The organism is Marinomonas gallaica (assembly GCF_049821165.1).
Classification (GTDB): domain Bacteria; phylum Pseudomonadota; class Gammaproteobacteria; order Pseudomonadales; family Marinomonadaceae; genus Marinomonas; species Marinomonas gallaica.
Map to the genome: position 1 here is coordinate 651811 of NZ_CP187511.1, position 19885 is coordinate 671695.

15 protein-coding genes are annotated in these 19885 nt (G+C 45.7%); 8 read left to right on the forward strand and 7 right to left on the reverse strand.

Features of this window, described 5'->3' with window-relative positions; translation table 11 throughout:
• The first annotated feature begins 141 nt into the window (after window positions 1-141).
• A complete protein-coding gene (gmhB, locus tag ACPUEK_RS03055) occupies window positions 142-699 on the forward strand; it encodes a D-glycero-beta-D-manno-heptose 1,7-bisphosphate 7-phosphatase (RefSeq protein ID WP_425642297.1) in 558 nt (185 codons plus the stop codon).
• Between the two features lie 129 nt (window positions 700-828).
• Here the strand turns inward: gmhB and ACPUEK_RS03060 are convergent, their stop codons facing one another.
• The gene (locus ACPUEK_RS03060) at window positions 829-1224 is read right to left on the reverse strand and encodes a winged helix-turn-helix transcriptional regulator (RefSeq protein ID WP_425642298.1); all 396 of its coding nucleotides are present in this window, start codon (window positions 1222-1224) and stop codon (window positions 829-831) included.
• Window positions 1225-1308: 84 nt separating this feature from the next.
• Between ACPUEK_RS03060 and ACPUEK_RS03065 the strand changes: the two genes are divergently transcribed.
• Window positions 1309-2163, forward strand: coding sequence for an SDR family oxidoreductase (locus ACPUEK_RS03065; RefSeq protein WP_425642299.1), 855 nt, complete (start codon window positions 1309-1311; stop codon window positions 2161-2163).
• Between the two features lie 82 nt (window positions 2164-2245).
• Here ACPUEK_RS03065 and gyrB read toward each other — a convergent pair whose 3' ends face one another.
• The 4 genes from gyrB to dnaA are packed head-to-tail and all read right to left on the reverse strand — an operon-like array spanning window position 2246 to window position 8503.
• Window positions 2246-4669, reverse strand: a complete 2424-nt coding sequence (gene gyrB / locus ACPUEK_RS03070) for a DNA topoisomerase (ATP-hydrolyzing) subunit B (RefSeq protein ID WP_067035464.1) — start codon at window positions 4667-4669, stop codon at window positions 2246-2248.
• Window positions 4670-5764 (reverse strand): DNA replication/repair protein RecF, encoded by a 1095-nt coding sequence (gene recF, locus ACPUEK_RS03075; protein ID WP_425642300.1) that lies wholly within the window; start codon window positions 5762-5764, stop codon window positions 4670-4672.
• Window positions 5765-5815: 51 nt separating this feature from the next.
• On the reverse strand, window positions 5816-6913 hold the full coding sequence (dnaN, locus tag ACPUEK_RS03080) for a DNA polymerase III subunit beta (protein WP_067035471.1): 1098 nt from the start codon (window positions 6911-6913) through the stop codon (window positions 5816-5818).
• A 33-nt stretch (window positions 6914-6946) separates the two neighbouring features.
• Entirely contained in the window at window positions 6947-8503 is a 1557-nt protein-coding gene (gene dnaA, locus ACPUEK_RS03085) for a chromosomal replication initiator protein DnaA (RefSeq protein WP_067035474.1), read from the reverse strand.
• Window positions 8504-9031: 528 nt separating this feature from the next.
• Between dnaA and rpmH the strand changes: the two genes are divergently transcribed.
• The 5 genes from rpmH to ACPUEK_RS03110 all read left to right on the forward strand — a co-directional run bounded on the left by rpmH (window position 9032) and on the right by ACPUEK_RS03110 (window position 15483).
• The gene (gene rpmH / locus ACPUEK_RS03090) at window positions 9032-9166 is read left to right on the forward strand and encodes a 50S ribosomal protein L34 (protein WP_082856320.1); all 135 of its coding nucleotides are present in this window, start codon (window positions 9032-9034) and stop codon (window positions 9164-9166) included.
• Window positions 9167-9172: 6 nt separating this feature from the next.
• The gene (rnpA, locus tag ACPUEK_RS03095; RefSeq protein ID WP_067035478.1) at window positions 9173-9568 is read left to right on the forward strand and encodes a ribonuclease P protein component; all 396 of its coding nucleotides are present in this window, start codon (window positions 9173-9175) and stop codon (window positions 9566-9568) included.
• 95 nt (window positions 9569-9663) lie between these two features.
• Window positions 9664-11316 carry a membrane protein insertase YidC gene (gene yidC, locus ACPUEK_RS03100; RefSeq protein ID WP_067035482.1) on the forward strand — a complete coding sequence of 551 codons (1653 nt, stop codon included), beginning with the start codon at window positions 9664-9666 and terminating at the stop codon, window positions 11314-11316.
• Between the two features lie 105 nt (window positions 11317-11421).
• Window positions 11422-12801: a tRNA uridine-5-carboxymethylaminomethyl(34) synthesis GTPase MnmE gene (gene mnmE, locus ACPUEK_RS03105; RefSeq protein WP_425642301.1), complete on the forward strand. Its 1380-nt coding sequence runs from the start codon at window positions 11422-11424 to the stop codon at window positions 12799-12801.
• Between the two features lie 558 nt (window positions 12802-13359).
• Complete coding sequence (locus tag ACPUEK_RS03110; protein ID WP_425642302.1) at window positions 13360-15483, forward strand: methyl-accepting chemotaxis protein; 2124 nt, start codon at window positions 13360-13362, stop codon at window positions 15481-15483.
• Between the two features lie 194 nt (window positions 15484-15677).
• On the opposite strand, the gene ACPUEK_RS03115 is transcribed toward ACPUEK_RS03110, so the two are convergent.
• Both ACPUEK_RS03115 and ACPUEK_RS03120 read right to left on the reverse strand, forming a co-directional pair.
• On the reverse strand, window positions 15678-16658 hold the full coding sequence (locus ACPUEK_RS03115; RefSeq protein ID WP_425642303.1) for an MDR family oxidoreductase: 981 nt from the start codon (window positions 16656-16658) through the stop codon (window positions 15678-15680).
• Between the two features lie 44 nt (window positions 16659-16702).
• On the reverse strand, window positions 16703-17329 hold the full coding sequence (locus ACPUEK_RS03120) for a TetR/AcrR family transcriptional regulator (protein WP_231872583.1): 627 nt from the start codon (window positions 17327-17329) through the stop codon (window positions 16703-16705).
• Window positions 17330-17993: 664 nt separating this feature from the next.
• Between ACPUEK_RS03120 and mnmG the strand changes: the two genes are divergently transcribed.
• Window positions 17994-19883 (forward strand): tRNA uridine-5-carboxymethylaminomethyl(34) synthesis enzyme MnmG, encoded by a 1890-nt coding sequence (gene mnmG / locus ACPUEK_RS03125; RefSeq protein WP_067218944.1) that lies wholly within the window; start codon window positions 17994-17996, stop codon window positions 19881-19883.
• The last annotated feature ends 2 nt before the right edge of the window (window positions 19884-19885 follow it).

Sequence of the window (19885 nt, forward strand, 5' to 3'; positions counted from 1 at the left end):
ACTTAGTAAATTCACTAACTATTGGTTCTTGGCAAACTGGCGGAAACAAAAAAGTGTTTCACGTGAAAACTCAACCTAAGCCAACCTGAAACCATTATACTACCATCTAATACCGTTCATTTATCTGAGGCAGACACAATTATGGCCAATAACAAGCCTATTATCATTCTTGATCGCGATGGCGTCATTAACCAAGATTCGGATGCGTATGTGAAATCCGTCGATGAATGGATCCCTCTATCCGGTAGCATCAAAGCCATGGCAGCACTTAGCAAAGCAGGTTTTCAAATTTTTATCGCAACCAACCAATCTGGTATTGCCCGTGGTTACTATGACGAAGCGACATTGCATGCGATGCATGACAAAATGCTGGACTTATTAGAGGCCGAAGGCGGCCAAGTGGAAGGCATAGAATATTGCCCCCACGGGCCAGATGATGCCTGTGAATGCCGTAAACCAAAGAGCGGTATGATTGAAACCATTGAAGCGAAACTTGGGGTTAGTTTTAATGACACCCCTGCCATTATGGTCGGCGATTCATTGCGAGACCTAGAGGCAGGCAAGGCACGTGGCTGCGCGCCAGTTTTAGTACTGACAGGCAAAGGTCGTGAAACCCAATACAAAGACATCGACTTTCATTTTGATATTTACACCGATCTCGCTGCATTTGCCATTGCCACGTTGCATAAATACTCATAGTACCGAAACCGTGTAGATAGTGAGTGCTCACATATCGTTACAATAGTTAAATTTGATACACAGTAATAGCGTAATAAGCTCTTCAAAGGCCGTGAGGGCTTATTACTTTTACAAAAATCCGCTTTTTACCTAAGCTTGCTGGCGATTATTCAAAATCCCCATTAAGTTATCTTCCAACCATCCAATTAGATCAATCACTTTTTGCCCAAACTCTATCCCTAGTGGCGTCAGTTGGTATTCCACATGGGGCGGTACAACCGGGTACACAATACGTGTTACAAAGCCATCAGCCTCCAGCTGTTGCAGCGTCTGCGCGAGCATCTTTTCACTCACACCTTGAATGGTGCGACGCAAATGACTGAAACGCTTTGCTTCACCATCACGTAAAGCCAAAAACACCAACATCCCCCAGCGGCCAGTCACGTGTCGCAGCACTTCTCGGGATGGACATTTATTTGAGAACACATCACCACGATCAAATTTGATCGCCATGGCATCGGAACTCACATCAGTAATTTTTTTCATACTTACCTTTTTGTGCGTACTTACTAAAAGTAAGTTTTAAGTCTAACCTATATTCAGACACTAACCAATGAACAGGAGTGCAGTATGATTTTAGTAACCGGTGCAACAGGCCAATTGGGTAAATTAGTTATTACAGGTTTATTAGCTCGCGGAATCGCGGCCGATGGCATCGTTGCCGCCGTTCGTAGCCCAGATAAAGCAGATGATTTAGCCCAACTTGGCGTCATCGTTCGTAAAGCAGACTATACCGACCCAACGTCATTAAAAGCAGCAATGGTCGGCGTAAAGCGTGTGGTTTTGGTGTCATCCAGCGAGGTTGGCCAACGTGCTCCGCAACATCAAAATGTAATTGATGCCGCAAAAGAAGCCGCCATTGAGCTGTTAGCCTACACCAGCATTTTACACGCTGAAACGTCGCCTTTAGCATTAGCCGAAGAGCATCGCGTAACCGAAGCGGCTCTAAAAGCATCAGGCATACCACACGTTGTACTGCGTAACGGTTGGTACTCAGAAAACTACACCGCTTCCGCAGCCATGGCACTTGAGCATGGTGCCGTATTAGGCAGCGCCGATGAAGGCCAATACGCAACCGCGACTCGTGCAGATTATGCAGACGCTGCGGCCATCGTGATTACGTCGGAAGATCAAGCCGGTAAGGTGTACGAGCTTGCAGGTGATGAGGCATTCACATTGGCCGAATACGCCGCTCTCTTGGCGTCTATCAGTGGTAAAGAAGTGGTTTATCAAAACTTATCTGAAGCTGAATACACGAAAGTATTAGTAGACGTCGGCTTACCAGAAGGGCTGGCTACGATCTTAGCCGACTCAGATGTCGGTGCAGCAAAAGGCGGCTTATTTGACGACAGCCATACGCTTTCAACGCTCATCGGACGACCCACTACACCGATCCAAGACAGTATTAAAGTCGCACTTAAATAAGACTCAGCAACGCCTTAAACAAGACACAAAAAAGCCAGAGTCAACTCTGGCTTTTTCATTACATTGCAAAAAACATTTAGACTTAAACGTCTAAGTTCGCAACTTTCAGAGCGTTTTCTTGGATAAAGTTACGACGTGGTTCCACTTCGTCACCCATCAAGGTGGTAAACATCTGATCCGCTGCTACTGCATCATCAATGGTAACGCGCAGCATACGACGCGCATCTGGATCCATCGTTGTTTCCCAAAGCTGCTCAGGGTTCATCTCACCCAAACCTTTATAGCGCTGAATCGTTAGACCCCGAGACGCTTCTTTCATCAGCCATGCTTTCATACCTTCGATGGTCGTCACAGGTTCTTTACGCTCACCACGCTGGATGTACGAACCTTCTTCAAACAATTCATCGATCGTTTGTGACAACTCAACAATGCGTTTGTAGTCTGGCGATGAGAAGAATGCAGACTCAAAACGGTAACGCGTGTTCACACCGTGAGACATGATGTCGACGACAGGTAAGAAGGTATTACGCTCCGCATCTTTTTCGACACCGAAGTCAAAACGGAAACCTGTACGTACGTCTAATGGCATTTGCTGTGCTAACGTATTCACCCAAGATTGAACCGTCGCTTCGTCGTTCAACTGATCAACGGTCAACTCTTTACAGTACAGAAGCTTGTTCATAACATCTTTCGGATACACACGAGCCAAGCGTTCAATGTCTTCTTCAACACGAATGTAATCACGGATCAGCTTAGATAAGCCTTCGCCTTGAATACCAGGTGCATCGGCATTGATGAAGAATTTCGCGCCATCCAGTGCGACCTCAATAAGGTATTGCTCCAGCGCGGGTTCATCTTTGATGTACTGCTCTTGCTTGCCACGCTTGATTTTAAACAGCGGAGGCTGAGCAATAAAGATGTGACCACGTTCGATGATTTCCGGCATTTGACGGAAGAAGAACGTAAGCAGCAGGGTACGAATGTGCGAGCCGTCGACGTCAGCATCGGTCATAATAACGATGCTGTGATAACGCAGTTTGTCCGCATTGAATTCGTCACGGCCGATACCACACCCTAATGCCGTAATCAGTGTGCCGACTTCTGCAGAAGACAACATCTTGTCAAAACGCGCTTTCTCAACGTTGAGGATCTTACCTTTCAGTGGCAGGATCGCTTGCGTACGACGGTCACGGCCTTGTTTCGCAGAACCACCGGCCGAGTCACCCTCCACTAGGTAGATTTCAGAAAGCGCTGGGTCTTTCTCCTGACAGTCAGCCAGTTTACCGGGTAGTCCGGCGATGTCTAAGGCACCTTTACGACGTGTCATATCACGAGCACGACGTGCGGCTTCACGCGCACGGGCCGCATCCAACATCTTGTTAACGATGATTTTGGCTTCGCTCGGTTTCTCTAGCAAGTATTCAGCAAAACGCTTCGCCATTTCTTGCTCAACCGCGGTTTTCACTTCAGACGACACCAATTTATCTTTGGTCTGAGAAGAGAACTTCGGATCCGGCACTTTTACCGATACGATCGCCGTTAAACCTTCACGGGAGTCATCACCTGTGGTCGCGACTTTTTGCTTCTTCGCCAAGCCTTCAGACTCAATGAAGTTATTAAGTGTACGTGTCAACGCACCACGGAAACCAGCAAGGTGGGTACCGCCATCGCGCTGTGGGATGTTGTTGGTGTAACAGTAGATATTTTCTTGGAAACCTTCGTTCCACTGCAGTGCCACTTCTACGGCGATGCCATCTTCTAAGTCATCGCGTTGACAAATAAAGTGGAAAATATCGTTGATTGGCGTTTTGTTGGTGTTCAAATGCTCAACGAAGGACTTCAAACCACCTTCGTAATTAAAGAATTCTTCTTTCCCCGTACGCTCGTCTTTCAGGTGAATGGCCACACCCGAGTTTAGGAAAGACAGTTCACGTAGGCGTTTAGCTAGAATGTCGTAGACAAACAGAATGTTTGAGAAGGTATCAGCCGACGGCTTGAAGTGTACCGTGGTACCAGCACCATCGGAGTCTCCCACAATGGCAAGAGGCGCTTGAGGTACACCGTGCGCATAATTCTGCTCATAGACTTTGCCGTTCTTGCGAATCGTCAGTGTCACCGTTTCGGACAGGGCGTTTACCACTGAAACACCTACACCGTGCAAACCACCGGAAACTTTATAAGAGTTGTCATCGAATTTGCCCCCTGCGTGCAAGACCGTCATGATCACTTCAGCTGCCGACACACCTTCTTCTTCGTGCATCTCAACTGGAATACCACGACCATTGTCCGATACAGAAATGGATTCGTCTGGATGAATGATGACTTTGACTGTGTCACAGTGACCCGCTAACGCTTCGTCAATGGAGTTGTCCACTACCTCAAACACCATGTGGTGTAGACCGGTTCCATCATCCGTATCACCGATATACATACCGGGACGCTTACGCACAGCGTCTAGCCCCTTAAGCACCTTGATACTGGACGAATCGTAATTATTTTCACTCATTTAACTCTCCTGTGCGTTTGGGGACAATTCGCCTTGTCTCATGGAGAAGTGACGAACATCTATCTGATCAGACCAAGTAAAGTCCATACTATCTGGCCCAACGCTTGTAATAAAAATTTGGCTATCCAGAGATTCCAGCAGCTGACAGAGCTTGCGGCGGTGATTAGCGTCCAGTTCAGCGGGTAAATCGTCGACTAAAAACACTAACTGTCTACCACGCTCAATCAGCAATTGCCCTTGGGCAATTTTTAACGCCGAGACCACCAGCTTTTGTTGGCCGCGAGACAACGTATCGAGTGCATCCCCTGTCGGGGTTTTAACTCGTAAATCGGCCCGTTGAGGTCCGGTGTTGGTGTAACCAACATCTATATCTCGCTGATAACTGTGTTCAACGGCTTCCGCTAAGGAACGCTGTGCGTCCCAACCTTGAAAGAACGTTAAATGCACATCAAGATCTGGTGCGAGCTGCTGTAATACGCTTTCAAAATGCGGCGTTAGCGCGGCCACATACGCTTTACGCGTATGATTGACTTGCTCACCTAAGCGGATCAACTCTTGATCAAACGCCGCCAGTAAATTGGCAGATATTTTACCACGTCTGAGCACGCTATTCCGCTGTTTTAACGCTTTTTGCCACCCACGCCAGGCATTTATAAACTGCCCATCAAAATGGAACACACCCCAGTCGACAAATTGGCGTCGAATCTTAGGCGAGCCCTCCAATAAACGGAACGCATCTGGGTTAATTAGCTGGACGGGTAAACATTCGGCTAATTCTATAGCTGACTGTGCGGCACGACCTTGAATACGTACTTCGACTTGGCCATCACGACCACGTTTGATGCCGACGGGTAACTGCTGAGTACCTTGATCAACTTGCGCAAACACAACACATTCCGGCTGTTCATACTGGATGTAAGTTTTGTACTTATGACTGCGGAACGAACGTCCAAAGGACAGTAAATAGATCGCTTCCAGTATCGAGGTTTTACCGCTGCCATTTTCCCCGACAATGATGTTCACCTGAGGGGACGGTTCAAAGCGCACATGGGTAAGGTTACGAAGACGAGAAATGTCGAGACGAGCCAGTGGCATAGGGGTCTTATAAAGTAAGAAGAGGGCACGAGCGCACCCTCTTTATTGGGTTTACAGTCGCATTGGCATCACAACGTACTGCGATGCATGGCCTTGACCTTCTTCGATCAAAGCACTGCTGTTGGAGTCATTCAAAGAAATACGCACTTCTTGAGAATTGACAACGCCCAACACATCGAGCAAGTAACCGACGTTAAAGCCAACCTCAAGGTTATCACCTTGGTACTGAACCAGTACGGATTCTTCGGCTTCTTCTTGCTCTGGGTTGTTAGCAAACACTTGCAACATGCCATTGGACAGAATCAAACGCACACCACGGTATTTCTCGTTCGATAAAATCGACGCACGCAAGAAGACTTGGCGTAGCTCAAGGCGATCTGCCGTGACCGTTTTCTCGTTATTACGTGGAATAACGCGATGATAATCAGGGAACTTGCCGTCAACAAGCTTCGATGTGAAGGTATAATCGCCGACGTTAGCACGAATATGATTCGAGCCAATGGTCAATTCAACTTCGTCCTCTGAGTCGTTCAGTAGACGGTTCAATTCCAACACACCTTTACGCGGTACGATAACTTGCGTCAGATCACCTTGTACGTGAGCATCTTCAACCGCCGTCGCCAGTCGGTGACCGTCTGTTGCCACCGCGCGAAGTTGGCCATCTGCCACTTCAAACAGCATACCGTTTAGGTAATAACGTACGTCTTGGTTTGCCATAGCAAAGCCAGTGCGATCAATCAGCTTACGTACATTTCCTTGTGGGATCTTCACCACAAGTTCGCCTTGCATATCCTGAATGTTTGGAAACTCTTCCGCAGGCAAGGTAGATAAACTGAAGCGTGAACGGCCAGAACGGATCACGGCTTTTGACTCATCAACTGAGAATTCGATCACAGCACTGTCAGGCAAGCTTTTACAAATGTCCATTAACTTACGAGCAGGGACGGTGATGCGGCCTTCTTCGCACTCATCTAGCTGCGCACGACCTACCAGTTCCACCTCAAGGTCTGAACCCGTCAATGTCAGAGTTTGATCTTTTACTTCCACCAACACATTGGCTAATACTGGCATCGTTTGTTTACGCTCAACCACACCAGCTACTAATTGTAGCGGTTTAAGGAGCGTTTCGCGGACGACTGAAAATTTCATTCTTTTCCTCGTTAATTCAAAGTCTTAGACCAATTAGGTGGTCAGAATGCGCATCAATTGCTTGTAGTCTTCACGGATATCCGAATCCGTATCCTGCAGCTCTTTTATCTTACGAATCGCGTGCAGCGCCGTCGTATGATCTCGACCACCAAAGGCATCGCCGATTTCCGGCAAACTGTGGTTGGTCAGCTCTTTGGCCAACGACATAGCGACTTGACGCGGACGAGCAACGGATCGACTGCGACGTTTAGACAGCAGGTCACTGATCTTAATTTTGTAATATTCGGCGACAATACGCTGAATATTATCAATGTTCACTAACTTGTCCTGCAAGGCCAATAAGTCTTTTAATGACTCGCGCACAAAGTCGGGCGTGATGGAACGTCCGGTAAAATGAGAATTGGCAATCACTCGCTTTAAAGCGCCTTCTAATTCTCGCACATTCGAGCGTATTTTTTGCGCTATAAAGAATGCCGAATCATAAGACAGTTTAACACCGCTTTCTTCCGCTTTACGCATCAAAATCGCCACACGAGTTTCAAGTTCCGGCGGCTCTATCGCTACTGTTAGACCCCAACCAAAGCGCGACTTCAAACGATCCTCTAAACCTTGAATCTCTTTTGGGTAACGGTCGCAAGTCAAAATCATCTGCTGACCGCCTTCAAGCAAAGCATTAAAGGTATGGAAAAACTCTTCCTGAGTTCGATCCTTACCGGCAAAGAATTGAATATCGTCGATTAAAAGGGCGTCAACAGAACGGTAATAGCGTTTAAAATCATTAATTGCGTTGAGTTGCAACGCTTTTACCATATCCGCCACGAAACGTTCCGAATGCAAATACACCACTTTGGCATTGGGATTATGACGCATTAGTTCTGTGCCCACGGCTTGCATTAAGTGGGTTTTACCTAAACCCACACCACCGTAAATAAACAGCGGATTGTAAGCGCCCCCTGGATTTTCAGCCACTTGTTGCGCGGCCGCATGGGCAAGTTGGTTCGACTTACCTTCGACAAAGTTCTCAAAGGTAAACGAGTTATTTAAATTGGCGCCGTGATTAATACCCCCTTCAACTTCAACCTTACGATTAGGCGGGGTAAGCGGCAATTGACCTTGTTCATAAGGCTCCGGTTCAGGGCGAACATAATTGTCGCCTAAACTAAGCGGTGCCTCGAATTCGATTTCTGGGCCGTCGCGATCGTTATGGTCCATCAAGCTAAAACCAGGGCTATAACCTGATTCAAACACAGGTTCCGAATGAGACCCTGAACGTGGTGCAGGCTCCGGTGCTTTGGCCGCTGGCGGTTGCTGGGGTGGTGGCGGAGTAGGATTGACGAAATTATTTTGGCGTACCGCCAAGACTAGGCTTGGCGCTGGCTCATTTCCCGCAAACTCAGACAACAACTCTTTGATGCGCGCTTGGTACTTATTCGTTACCCAATCGAGCACAAAACGATTTGGAGCATACAGGCACAGATCCCCATTAGACTCGGCTTGCGCTTGCAGCGGACGAATCCAGGTATTGAACTGTGATGTGGAAAACTCTTCCTGCAAGGTAACAAGACAGCGCTCCCAATACTGCAAAGACACGATAAACGCTCTCCTTGATTGAGTTTTAAATTCGACAAATTTTAAGCAAGAGGGGGATTTTAGCGTGAGCATTCGCAGTTATCCACAAAAAATGCAGTATCTAGCTCAAATCATAAAAAATAAAAAAATGTTAATAACAGGAAGACTTATGCACAGCAGTGAATGAACCGTATCTAGTGTGCATAAAACACCTACTTACCCACATATTAACAGCGGCTTTAGAATATTTTTATCAACAGGTATTTCGTCACTCAACTATTTGTTAATAAAACAATTTATATGGTTCACATAATGCTATGTGCATAACTATTAGAGCGAAAATTATTTTTTACGCACATCTTCGGTATAACGCTGTGCGTAAGTTATTGAAGCATTGGTGGTTAATTTATTTACAGAAAAGCGTCTGTGCTGGATTGAATTGTGCCGGTAAACCCTCTAAAATCCGCGCCCTGATTTTGTAATCAAACCAAGAGGCTTGGCGGACGCTAACCCTCACACTCAGAACACTGATTCAGTGAGAGAATTGAAATGAAAAGAACTTTCCAACCTAGCGTACTAAAACGTAAACGCGCACACGGTTTCCGTGCTCGCTCGGCAACAAAAAACGGTCGTAAAGTATTGGCGGCTCGCCGTGCTCGCGGTCGCAAGGTTCTAAGCGCGTAATCTTTGATGACACGCTTTATGTTTCCCCGGCAGGTCAGGCTCCTGAATGCCGGGGACTACCAATCCGTCTTTAATGACACCTCCTCCAAAGTCTTTGCTGGCGAATTTCTCTTACTAGCTCGAAAACACGAAGGTCAGGCACGTCTTGGCTTAATAGTGTCCAAGAAAACAGACAAGAGAGCCGTAGGCCGTAACCGCATCAAACGCGTGGTACGCGATTCCTTCCGTCACCAGAAAGACCTGTTAAATGGTTTAGATATCATTTTTCTAGCTCGCCACGGCATTCGCGATGTAGATAACCCAGATTTGCACAAACGCTTAGAAAAAGCGTGGAAGCAACTGGCCAAGAAAGCCCAAAAGCCAAATTTTGAGCAAAAACAACGCAAGACATCGCAGAAATAGGCTGAAAAATCAGCTAAAGGCTGGTTTAATACGGCGTGATTTTAAAACGGGTGTTTTCACCTCCATCGTCCAACCAAAGAAACTAGTTGAATACCATGGATTTCAGACGTTACTTATTATGGGGAGCTCTGTTTGTCAGTGGCTACCTGCTGTTCCTGCAGTGGAACCAAGACTATGGCACAGCTGCAACAGCACAATCTGCAAGCACGCCAAGTGAAACGGTTGTAGCAACTAATGCAGATTCCGATCTTCCAAGCGCGAACTCGATTACCCAAGCGGCGAGCAATGCGGATATTCCAGATCAAGCAACACCTGTTGCTCAAGGCCAACTGATTCACGTTAAGACCGATACTCTTGATGTGGCAATCAACCCTTTGGGTGGCGATTTGGTTGAAGCCTCTTTGTTGCAATACATGAAAACCAATAATGGCACAGAGCCATTTGTGATTTTAGATAATGGCGGTGAACGCCTTTATGTCACGCAAAGTGGTTTGATTGGACGCGACGGCCCAGATGCAAGCGGCACTCGACCAACATACAGTGCAGAGCAAACGTCTTACACCCTTGAAGAGGGTGATAACACAATGGATGTGAACCTTTACTACACGGATGACAAAGGCATTAGCTACACTAAAACCTTCGTTTTCACACGCGGCGCTTACAGCATCCGTCAGTTGATTACCGTAAACAACACCAGCTCTGAAACATGGCGCGGTAATCAGTTTGCGCAAATCAAACGTGATAACAGTGAAGACCCTAGCACAGCAACAAATATGGGCTTGCAACCATTTATCGGTGGTGCAATCTCTAATGAAGAAAACCCATACGATAAAATTTCGTTCGATGACATGGCGGAAAATCCAGTTAAGTCAACAACAACGAAAGGTTGGGTAGCATTGCTGCAACACTACTTTGTATCGGCTTGGATTCCGGAGCAAGGTCAAAAAGTGACGCTGCAAGCGCGTACGAACAATGGCTTTAACCTAATTGGTTTCACAGGTTCTGCTGTCGAAGTACCACCGGGTCAGCAAGGCACGCTAAGTTCGACTTTCTACGTGGGACCTAAACTGCAAGATCAATTAGCCGCAACGGCTGAAAACCTAGACTTAACCGTAGATTACGGCTGGTTATGGTGGTTAGCACAACCGTTGTTCTGGTTATTAACGGCGATTCAATCGGTTGTTATTAACTGGGGTGTGGCGATTATCTTGATCGTAGTCTGTGTGAAGGCATTGTTCTTCAAACTGTCTGCAGCAAGTTACCGCTCTATGGCGAAAATGCGTAAATTTGGTCCTGAGCTTGCTCGCCTTCGTGAACAGCACGGTGATGATCGACAAGCCATGTCCCAGGCGATGATGGCCCTGTATAAGAAAGAGAAGATCAATCCTCTGGGTGGCTGTCTTCCTATTCTGGTACAAATGCCAGTATTCCTATCCCTTTACTGGGTATTGATGGAATCGGTAGAGCTACGCCACGCGCCATTTATGCTATGGATCACTGACCTGTCAGCAATGGATCCTTACTTTGTACTGCCGATCCTAATGGGTCTGAGTATGCTAGGTCAGCAAGCGCTGAATCCAACGCCTCCAGATCCAATGCAAGCGCGCATCATGAAGATTATGCCGATCGCATTTACGTTCTTCTTCTTGTGGTTCCCGTCTGGTCTTGTACTGTACTGGGTTGTGAACAACACGCTTTCGATCATCCAGCAATACGTGATCACTAAGAACATAGAGAAAAACGGCTAGTTATTTACCGTCATTCCATTGTTAAAAAAGGCTTCCTACGGGAAGCCTTTTTGTTATTAAAGTCTTACACTAAGCATATTATTTTTATCGTTTATACAGGCCGTTATGTCAGATTTTCAGCAACTCATCGACCAAGATACCATTGTCGCGCAAGCCACCGCTCCTGGTCGTGGCGGTGTCGGCATCGTGCGAGTTTCCGGCGCCAAAAGTCTCGAAATTGCACAGGCGATTATCGGTTTTGAACCAACGCCTCGTTACGCTCATTATGTTCCATTCAACGATACTCAAGGCGAGCAGTTGGATATGGGCATTGCACTTTACTTCCCGGGGCCAAACTCCTTTACCGGTGAAGACGTATTCGAATTACAAGGCCATGGCGGCCCTGTCATTATTGATATGTTATTAAGCCGTTGCCTGAAGCTTGGCGCGCGTCTAGCGCGTCCTGGTGAGTTTTCAGAGCGTGCTTTCTTGAACGATAAGATGGACTTAACACAGGCTGAAGCCATTGCCGATTTAATCGACTCATCGTCCGAACAAGCGGCAAAATGTGCTTTACGCTCGTTACAAGGTGCGTTTTCCAAACGCATTGACGAACTGGTGGAAGCCCTTATTTATTTGCGTATTTACGTAGAAGCCGCCATTGATTTTCCTGAAGAAGAAATCGATTTTATCGGCGACGGTAAAGTCGCCGCTCAGCTGCAAGAGATTCGCGATAAACTGCAAAGCGTGATGAAAGAGGCGAACCAAGGCGCACTGCTACGTGAAGGTATGAGTGTGGTGATCGCAGGGCGTCCGAATGCGGGTAAGTCGAGCCTTTTGAACGCATTATCAGGCAAAGACTCTGCAATCGTGACGTCGATCGAAGGCACCACTCGCGATGTACTGCGAGAGCATATTCATCTAGATGGTATGCCACTGCACATCATTGATACCGCGGGGTTACGCGACAGCCCAGACGAAGTGGAGCGCATCGGTATTCAGCGTGCTTGGGAAGAAATCCATAAAGCCGATCGCATTCTATTGATGGTCGACAGCCAATCGGTCAATTCCAATGATCCAAACGATATTTGGCCAGAGTTTATGGGGCAATTGACCTCTAAAGATCACCTAACACTGGTCCGAAACAAAGTCGATCTAACCAAAGAAAGCACGGGCTATGAAGAATGTAACGGACTGCCTGTGATTTCGTTATCGGCAAAAACCAATGATGGCATCGATGCGTTAACCACGCATTTGAAAACTGTAATGGGCTTTGACAGTACAACGGAAGGCGGTTTTATCGCTCGTCGTCGCCATATCGAAGCGCTGCAGAAAGCCAACAGCTTCCTTGACGCAGGCTTTGAACAGCTACATGGCCATGGTGCAGGAGAGTTGTTAGCAGAAGATCTAAAAGAAGCGCAGCAAGCTCTCAGTGAGATCACAGGTGCTTTTACCAGCGATGACTTGCTCGGTCGTATCTTCGGCTCTTTCTGTATTGGTAAATAGAAAACGTCTGTATTTTGTAATTCTCAGGATGTCACAGCCCCAGTTTCTGACTGGGGCTTTTACTCTTTAAGCGCTGTTGTTTTAAGAGTATGCGAGAACTCTGCACCCAATCAGAACCTATAAAAGCTTCGTGTTAAATTCAGGACTCTTTTCAACGGTAATCCCCCCGAAAAATATCAGCGCCAAAGTATATAGATACCAGCGTCAAAGTAGACATCTCTTTAGAAACAGGGTATGAATGGTTAAAAAACGGTGACAGGATGTGAACGTTATACTCAGGTTTGGGGATAATGAATGTTGCAAGACGCACGGAGGAGATGCCATATTCCCTTCACTAAAACTATACCTGAGTAACTAAAGTAACTGGTAGAAGCTATCAGGATAAGAAAGAGTATTTTTAGTTTCAGTTGAGCGATGGAGCCTTTCGAAGCAGCATTGATAGAAAAACTGGGCTGAATAAAACGTTTCGATACAAACCACTAATAGGATAGCAATTTTGTGCTTAACTATTATGACGATTTGTATGAACTTCGCATTCGGAAACTATGAAGGTCTATTATGAAAAGTGTCTCTCTTAAAAATAAGTTATTGCTTATTAGCATCGGGTCAATTTTATTTATTTCTTTATTATTTACATGGCAGACTTATTCAAAAATCACTTCTTTGAGCGATGATTTAAAGCAAGATGCCGTAATAGACCTAAAAGCATCGGCGGTATCAAAGCTTGAACTCAATACGCGTATTGCTGGTGAAAGAATACAAGCTTATGTTGAAAAAAACCTTGATGTAGCTCATGTTTTGGCCTCCCAACTGTCTGAAAATTCGACAATATCCCCCCCGCTATCTAGAGAGCAGGTTTCTCGCTTAATTGAAGGCGCTAAAAAAAGCGCACCTCAAGCTAGCGTTTTATATACCTTTTATGAACCCAATGCGTTTGATAACAAGGACAGCGAATACGTAGGTAAAGAGACCAAAGTGAATGCGAAAGATGATGGCTCTTTTGGCGTGACCGTGGCACTTGATGAAAATGGAAACGTAACTTACTACCCAATTGAAAGCTCTCAAATTAAATACATCACTGATAGAGACGACTATGGCCAACGTATTTCTGAGTGGTACCTGTGTCCTCAAGAAACCAAAAAAGCCTGCATTGTTGAACCCTATTTGTTTGATTTGCCTAATGGCACTAAGGTTCTGATGACGAGCCTAGCAGTGCCTGTTATTGAATCTGGTTCATTCAAAGGTATTGTAGGTGCCGATCTTGATTTGCCTGTTATGCAAGAGTTTGCAGATGAATTATCTAAAGGGCTTTACGATGGTCAGGCTTCTGTTTCCATTCTAAGTAAGAAAGGGTTAATTGTTGCTTCGACTCAATACACTGAGAGTTTAGGAAAACCGTTTAAAAGCGCTGAGACGAAACATGGTCAAGCCTTATTAGAGTTAGCCAATAAAGGCGGTGTCATCGAGCAAGATGACCAATTAATTATTGCTCAGCCTCTGACACTGGGTAATACCGATACTCAGTGGAGCTTCCTTGTGAGCTTACCTATGTCGGTCGCTATGGCTAAGTTGGATGACAAATTAGCACTGATGGAAAGTGTTAAACAAAGAGCGCTTATTGAGCAGTTAACCTTAGCCGTGATTGTTTCCATTGTGGCAACGATATTAATGCTATTGATTGTTCGCTCTATTATTCGTCCTTTACAGTTATTAAATGAGCAAGTGGCTCAGTTATCTGGTAATGATGGTGATTTAACGCAGACACTCAATCTCAATGCTCACGCCGAGTTAAATGAGCTCAGTGCAGGTTTTAATCTCTTCTTACAAAAGCTTCGCGATATGGTGAATTCGTTAAAATCCATTGGCGTCACTGTGCGTGAATCTTCAGGCAAGAATGTCAGTGCCAGCCATAGTTCATTGGAAGAAACCGCTCATCAAAAAGCGGAGCTTGCCAATGTGGTGACTTCTACTCAAGAAATGTCCAACACTGCTCATGAAGTGGCGAAAATTACCGCAGGCTTGGCTGATAAGATGAAGTTGATGAACAGTACCGTTCGTCAATCTCAAAGCAGCATTGCTACGTCAACCAATACTGTCCAAGAGCTTAGTCACAGCATGGAAAGTGCAAAAGGTTCCATCGATAAAGTGTCTGCCCGTTCCAACGATATCAACCAAATTCTTGAAGTGATCCGCAGTGTTGCAGAACAAACCAACTTATTGGCTCTCAACGCAGCGATTGAAGCAGCACGAGCTGGGGAGCAAGGTCGAGGCTTTGCGGTGGTGGCGGATGAAGTACGTAGTCTTGCCTCTAAAACGCAGAATTCAACGGAAGAAATCGATAGTCTAATCAGCAATCTACAGCAAGAAGTGAAAATCGCGGTAAGCAGCATTGCGAACAGTGGCGAAAAAGTAGCCTTATCTGTTAAATCTACGGAAGAAGTGAATAACAGTCTTGCTGCAGTGGTCAATGAAATAGAGCTGATTAACGATCATATTCAACAAGTGGCGGCAGCGGCAGAAGAGCAAAGCCAAGTGAGCGTGGATATCACAGGAATGCTAAGAAAAATTGAAGATGCGGCCGAGGTATTGGCACAGTTTGCTAATCAAACAAATGACAGTAGTGAACAGGTGACTCATCAATTAGATGAGTTAGATCGTCAATTAAACCGATTGAAAAGCTAATAAAGCTCGATAAAACGATCGGTTGAAAATGGGTAGCAAAAGCTACCCATTTCAGCATGTAGATTAACCCAGTTTTTGCTGAGGTCTTGTTTTTTAAAGCCCTGTGGCATCTAAAAGCTTGCCATGACTCTGCATTCAAGCAGAACGAATAATAAGAGCTTTGATGGTAACGTCAGAATAGTAAGCGTATATAATCAATTCATCTTCACCACAACTCGCCCGCGAACGCTTCCGTCTAAAAGCTTGTTCGCGTATTCCACGGCATCCTCTAAACCAATCGTTGCACCGATCTGGTCTAAATCCTCAGCATTTAATAGCTCAGCAAGACGCTGCCATGCTTGTTCGCGATCGGCTAATGGACGCATCACGCTGTCGATACCATAGAGCGTCACCCCTCGAAGAATAAACGGCGCCACTGATGCTGGGAAGTCCATGCCTTGCGCGAGTCCACACGCTGTGACCGCACCGCCGTATTTCACACTCGCACATGCGTTCGCTAAAGTATGGCTGCCAACACAATCAACCACTCCCGCCCAGCGCTCTTTTTGCAAGGGTTTTCCTGCTTCGGATAACTCTGCACGATCCATCACATCACTAGCTCCCAGTTGCTTTAAGTACTCCGACTCTTGTGGTCGTCCAGTGCTGGCCACCACATCAAAGCCTAATTTACTTAAAATGCGTACGGCATAACTGCCGACGCCGCCATTGGCGCCAGTGACTAAAACAGGACCATGAGAGGGCGTAATACCATGTTTTTCCAACGCTAACACGCTGAGCATCGCTGTATAGCCGGCAGTACCAATCGCCATCGCTTGTTGGGCGTTGAATGCACTGGGTAACGCAATCAACCAGTCACTGTTTAAGCTGGCTTGTTCCGCTAGACCACCCCAATGAGTTTCCCCTACACCGAAACCGTTTAACAAGACTTGATCACCTACTTGAAAACGGTCACTTTCAGTCGCCACGACCTCACCAACCAAATCAATCCCTGGCACCATTGGAAATTGACGCACCACTGGCGATTTACCTGTAATCGCTAAGGCATCCTTGTAGTTTAGAGTACTTGCACGTACCGCAATCTGAACGTCTCCTTGCGGTAAGTCAGCTGTTTCTAATTGGCTTAGCTGAGCTTGGTAACCTTGTTCGTCCTTCGTTATAACCAGTGCTTTAAACATGCGGTCCTCCTAATTAGACCAGTTGTCTATAAATAGTTAAATTTCTAACGGGGCAAGCCCGCTAAATAGAATTTTTCAAACTGAATCAATGGTCCACTAGACTGCAGTAATCTAGCGCGCGCCACAGCACCTTCCCAACCAATCCAAAAAACATGTGCTAACGCATCGACATCTGCATCATGAGCCAATAACCCTTGCTGTTGAGCCAACGTCAGACAGTCCGCCACTTTACTCTGCCAGCTTTGATAAGTGTCAAGCACTGCTAAGCGGATCGTCTCAGGTAATGCATTGGCTTCTTGCTCTAGGTTACCCACTAAACAGCCACGTTGATAAGCGTATTTCTCCATACCGGCTTTGGCCGATTCGATAAAGTTACGCAATCGCGTTACTGGAGGTAAATCATCATCCAGCAAATAGCGATCAAGCTTATTTTCAAAGTAATGCCTGTATCGTTCGAGTACAGCTAGAGCAAATACTTCTTTGCTATCAAAGTAATGGTAGAAAGAACCTTTTGGTATTTCCGCAAATCGCAGCATCGGCTCCAATCCTGTGGCATGAAATCCGTTCTGGGTCAGCCAAATTAAGCCAGCCTGCAACAGTGCGTCCTTTGTATCACGGTAACTCAAATCATTTTGCTTCGGTCGACCGCGTCGGCTCTGAAGTACTTCCATTAACATTCCTCTTAATTAGACCTCCTGTCTAAAAATAGTTGGTTATGCACAAATTCGCAACCAGCATCGTTAGATAGGTTATGCACATAACCATTGAAAGAGACCTAAGTGGCTGTCAAGAAATTTTATTCACAAAATTATTGCGCAAAAAAGATGAAGATGAAGAAAAATTTAACTTTTTTACCTGTGGACTAAATTTTCAGATTTTTGCTGTATGTATAACCAAAAAAACACATAATTATTAACAATATTAGTAGGTTATAAACATCTTCCCCGTAAATTTAGCTTGTGGACAAACACGGTAATAAGTCCATAAGAAGTTTTGCACAGTTTTGCACAAGTAGGTCAGTAAAAAAACGGTCTGTATAACTAACATATTTATACACAGCAATTGGTTATCCACATCACAGGATTACAGGTGGGAACTTAACATGTTGTTATGTGTATAAGATTATGATGTATATAGTTTTTTATAAGTTACTAACAGAAATTGTCTTGCTATATAAATAACTTAAACATAAAAAAATCATATATAACCTATTTATACTATTATTGATGACCGGGTTAATAGCCTGAAAGGTCTCTTTCAATTTGGAATTTACTCGATATACTAAGCGCCCTGTTAGATCAACTGTTCATTTTTTATTCATTACCCGAGGTTCGTGTGGATTTCCCAACTCACTTTGATGTGATTGTGGTCGGTGGTGGCCATGCTGGTACCGAAGCCGCTCTTGCTGCAGCTCGCATGGGTGTAAAAACCCTTTTACTTACTCACAATATTGAAACGTTGGGGCAGATGTCTTGTAACCCAGCGATTGGTGGTATTGGGAAGTCCCACCTAGTTAAAGAAATTGATGCCTTGGATGGCGTGATGGCTCTAGCTACGGATAAAGCGGGCATCCAATTTCGTACGCTAAACAGCCGAAAAGGGCCTGCAGTCCGTGCAACACGTGCTCAAGCCGATCGAATTCTTTATAAAGCGGCTGTTCGATATACGTTAGAAAACCAAGAAAATTTATGGTTGTTTCAACAATCATGTGAAGACCTAATTGTTGAAAACGGTGCCGCTCGTGGCGTTATTACTCAAAGTGGTATTCGTTTTTTAAGTAAGACAGTCATCATGACGACCGGCACATTTTTAGGCGGCATTATTCATGTGGGTATGCAAAATTACTCAGGTGGACGAGCAGGAGACCCTGCTTCCATTGGTTTAGCGGAAAAGCTACGCGCTCTGCCGTTTCGTATTGACCGCTTGAAAACCGGAACCCCGCCACGTATTGATGCTCGTACTGTCGATTTTTCAGTTATGCAAGCTCAGCCTGGAGATGACATTACTCCGGTGATGTCTTATATGGGCAGCCGTGCTTTGCATCCAGAGCAAATAAATTGCTTTATTACTCATACCAATGAGCAAACACACGACATCATTCGTTCAGGTATGGATCGCTCACCTATGTACGCAGGTGTCATCGATGGGGTAGGACCACGTTACTGCCCATCAATCGAGGACAAGATTGTGCGGTTTGCGGATAAAAACTCGCACCAAGTGTTCATCGAGCCCGAAGGGTTAACGACGCACGAGCTTTATCCAAATGGTATTTCGACGTCACTGCCATTTGATGTGCAGTTGGATTTGATTCGCTCTATGAAAGGCTTGGAAAATGCACATATCACGCGGCCAGGTTATGCCATTGAGTATGATTTCTTTAATCCGCAAGACTTAAAGTATTCGCTTGAAACTAAGCACATGGAAAGTTTGTACTTCGCTGGCCAGATCAATGGCACAACGGGTTATGAAGAAGCGGGCGCACAAGGTTTGTTAGCCGGGATGAATGCGGCTTTGCAGGCACAAGGCAAAGAGCCTTGGACGCCACGTCGTGATGAGGCGTATTTAGGCGTATTGGTTGATGACTTAATCACCATGGGAGCCGATGAACCATATCGGATGTTTACCAGTCGTGCCGAATACCGTTTAATTCTTCGTGAAGACAATGCTGACTTGCGATTGACTGAAAAGGGCCATCAATTAGGTTTGGTATCCGAAGAGCGTTGGGCTGCATTCAATAAGAAACGTGAAGCCATTGAGCTTGAAACACAACGTATGAAAGCGGCTTGGATTGTACCCAATACACCGGAAGCGGAATCGATCAATCCAAAACTGGAAACACCGATTTCCCATGAGTACAGCTTACTTGACTTATTAAAGCGCCCTGGCGTGGAGTACTCGGATGTTGCTAATCTGAAAAATGCACCGGAGCAGCCAGTTGATGAGCAAGTGGCCGAGCAGGTACAAATTTCAGTGAAATACGCTGGGTACATTTCTCGCCAAGCAGAGGATATTGAGCGTTTGCGTCGACAAGAAAATACAGCGCTGCCTGAAAACATGGATTATTCCATCATTGATGGTTTGTCTAATGAGGTGAAGCAAAAGCTTGAAGCGGCACGTCCGGCTACACTTGCGGCCGCGTCCCGTATTCAAGGCATTACACCCGCTGCGGTATCTTTACTCTTGGTTCATTTGAAAAAACGTGCCATAAGCCACAAAAGTGCCTAGAA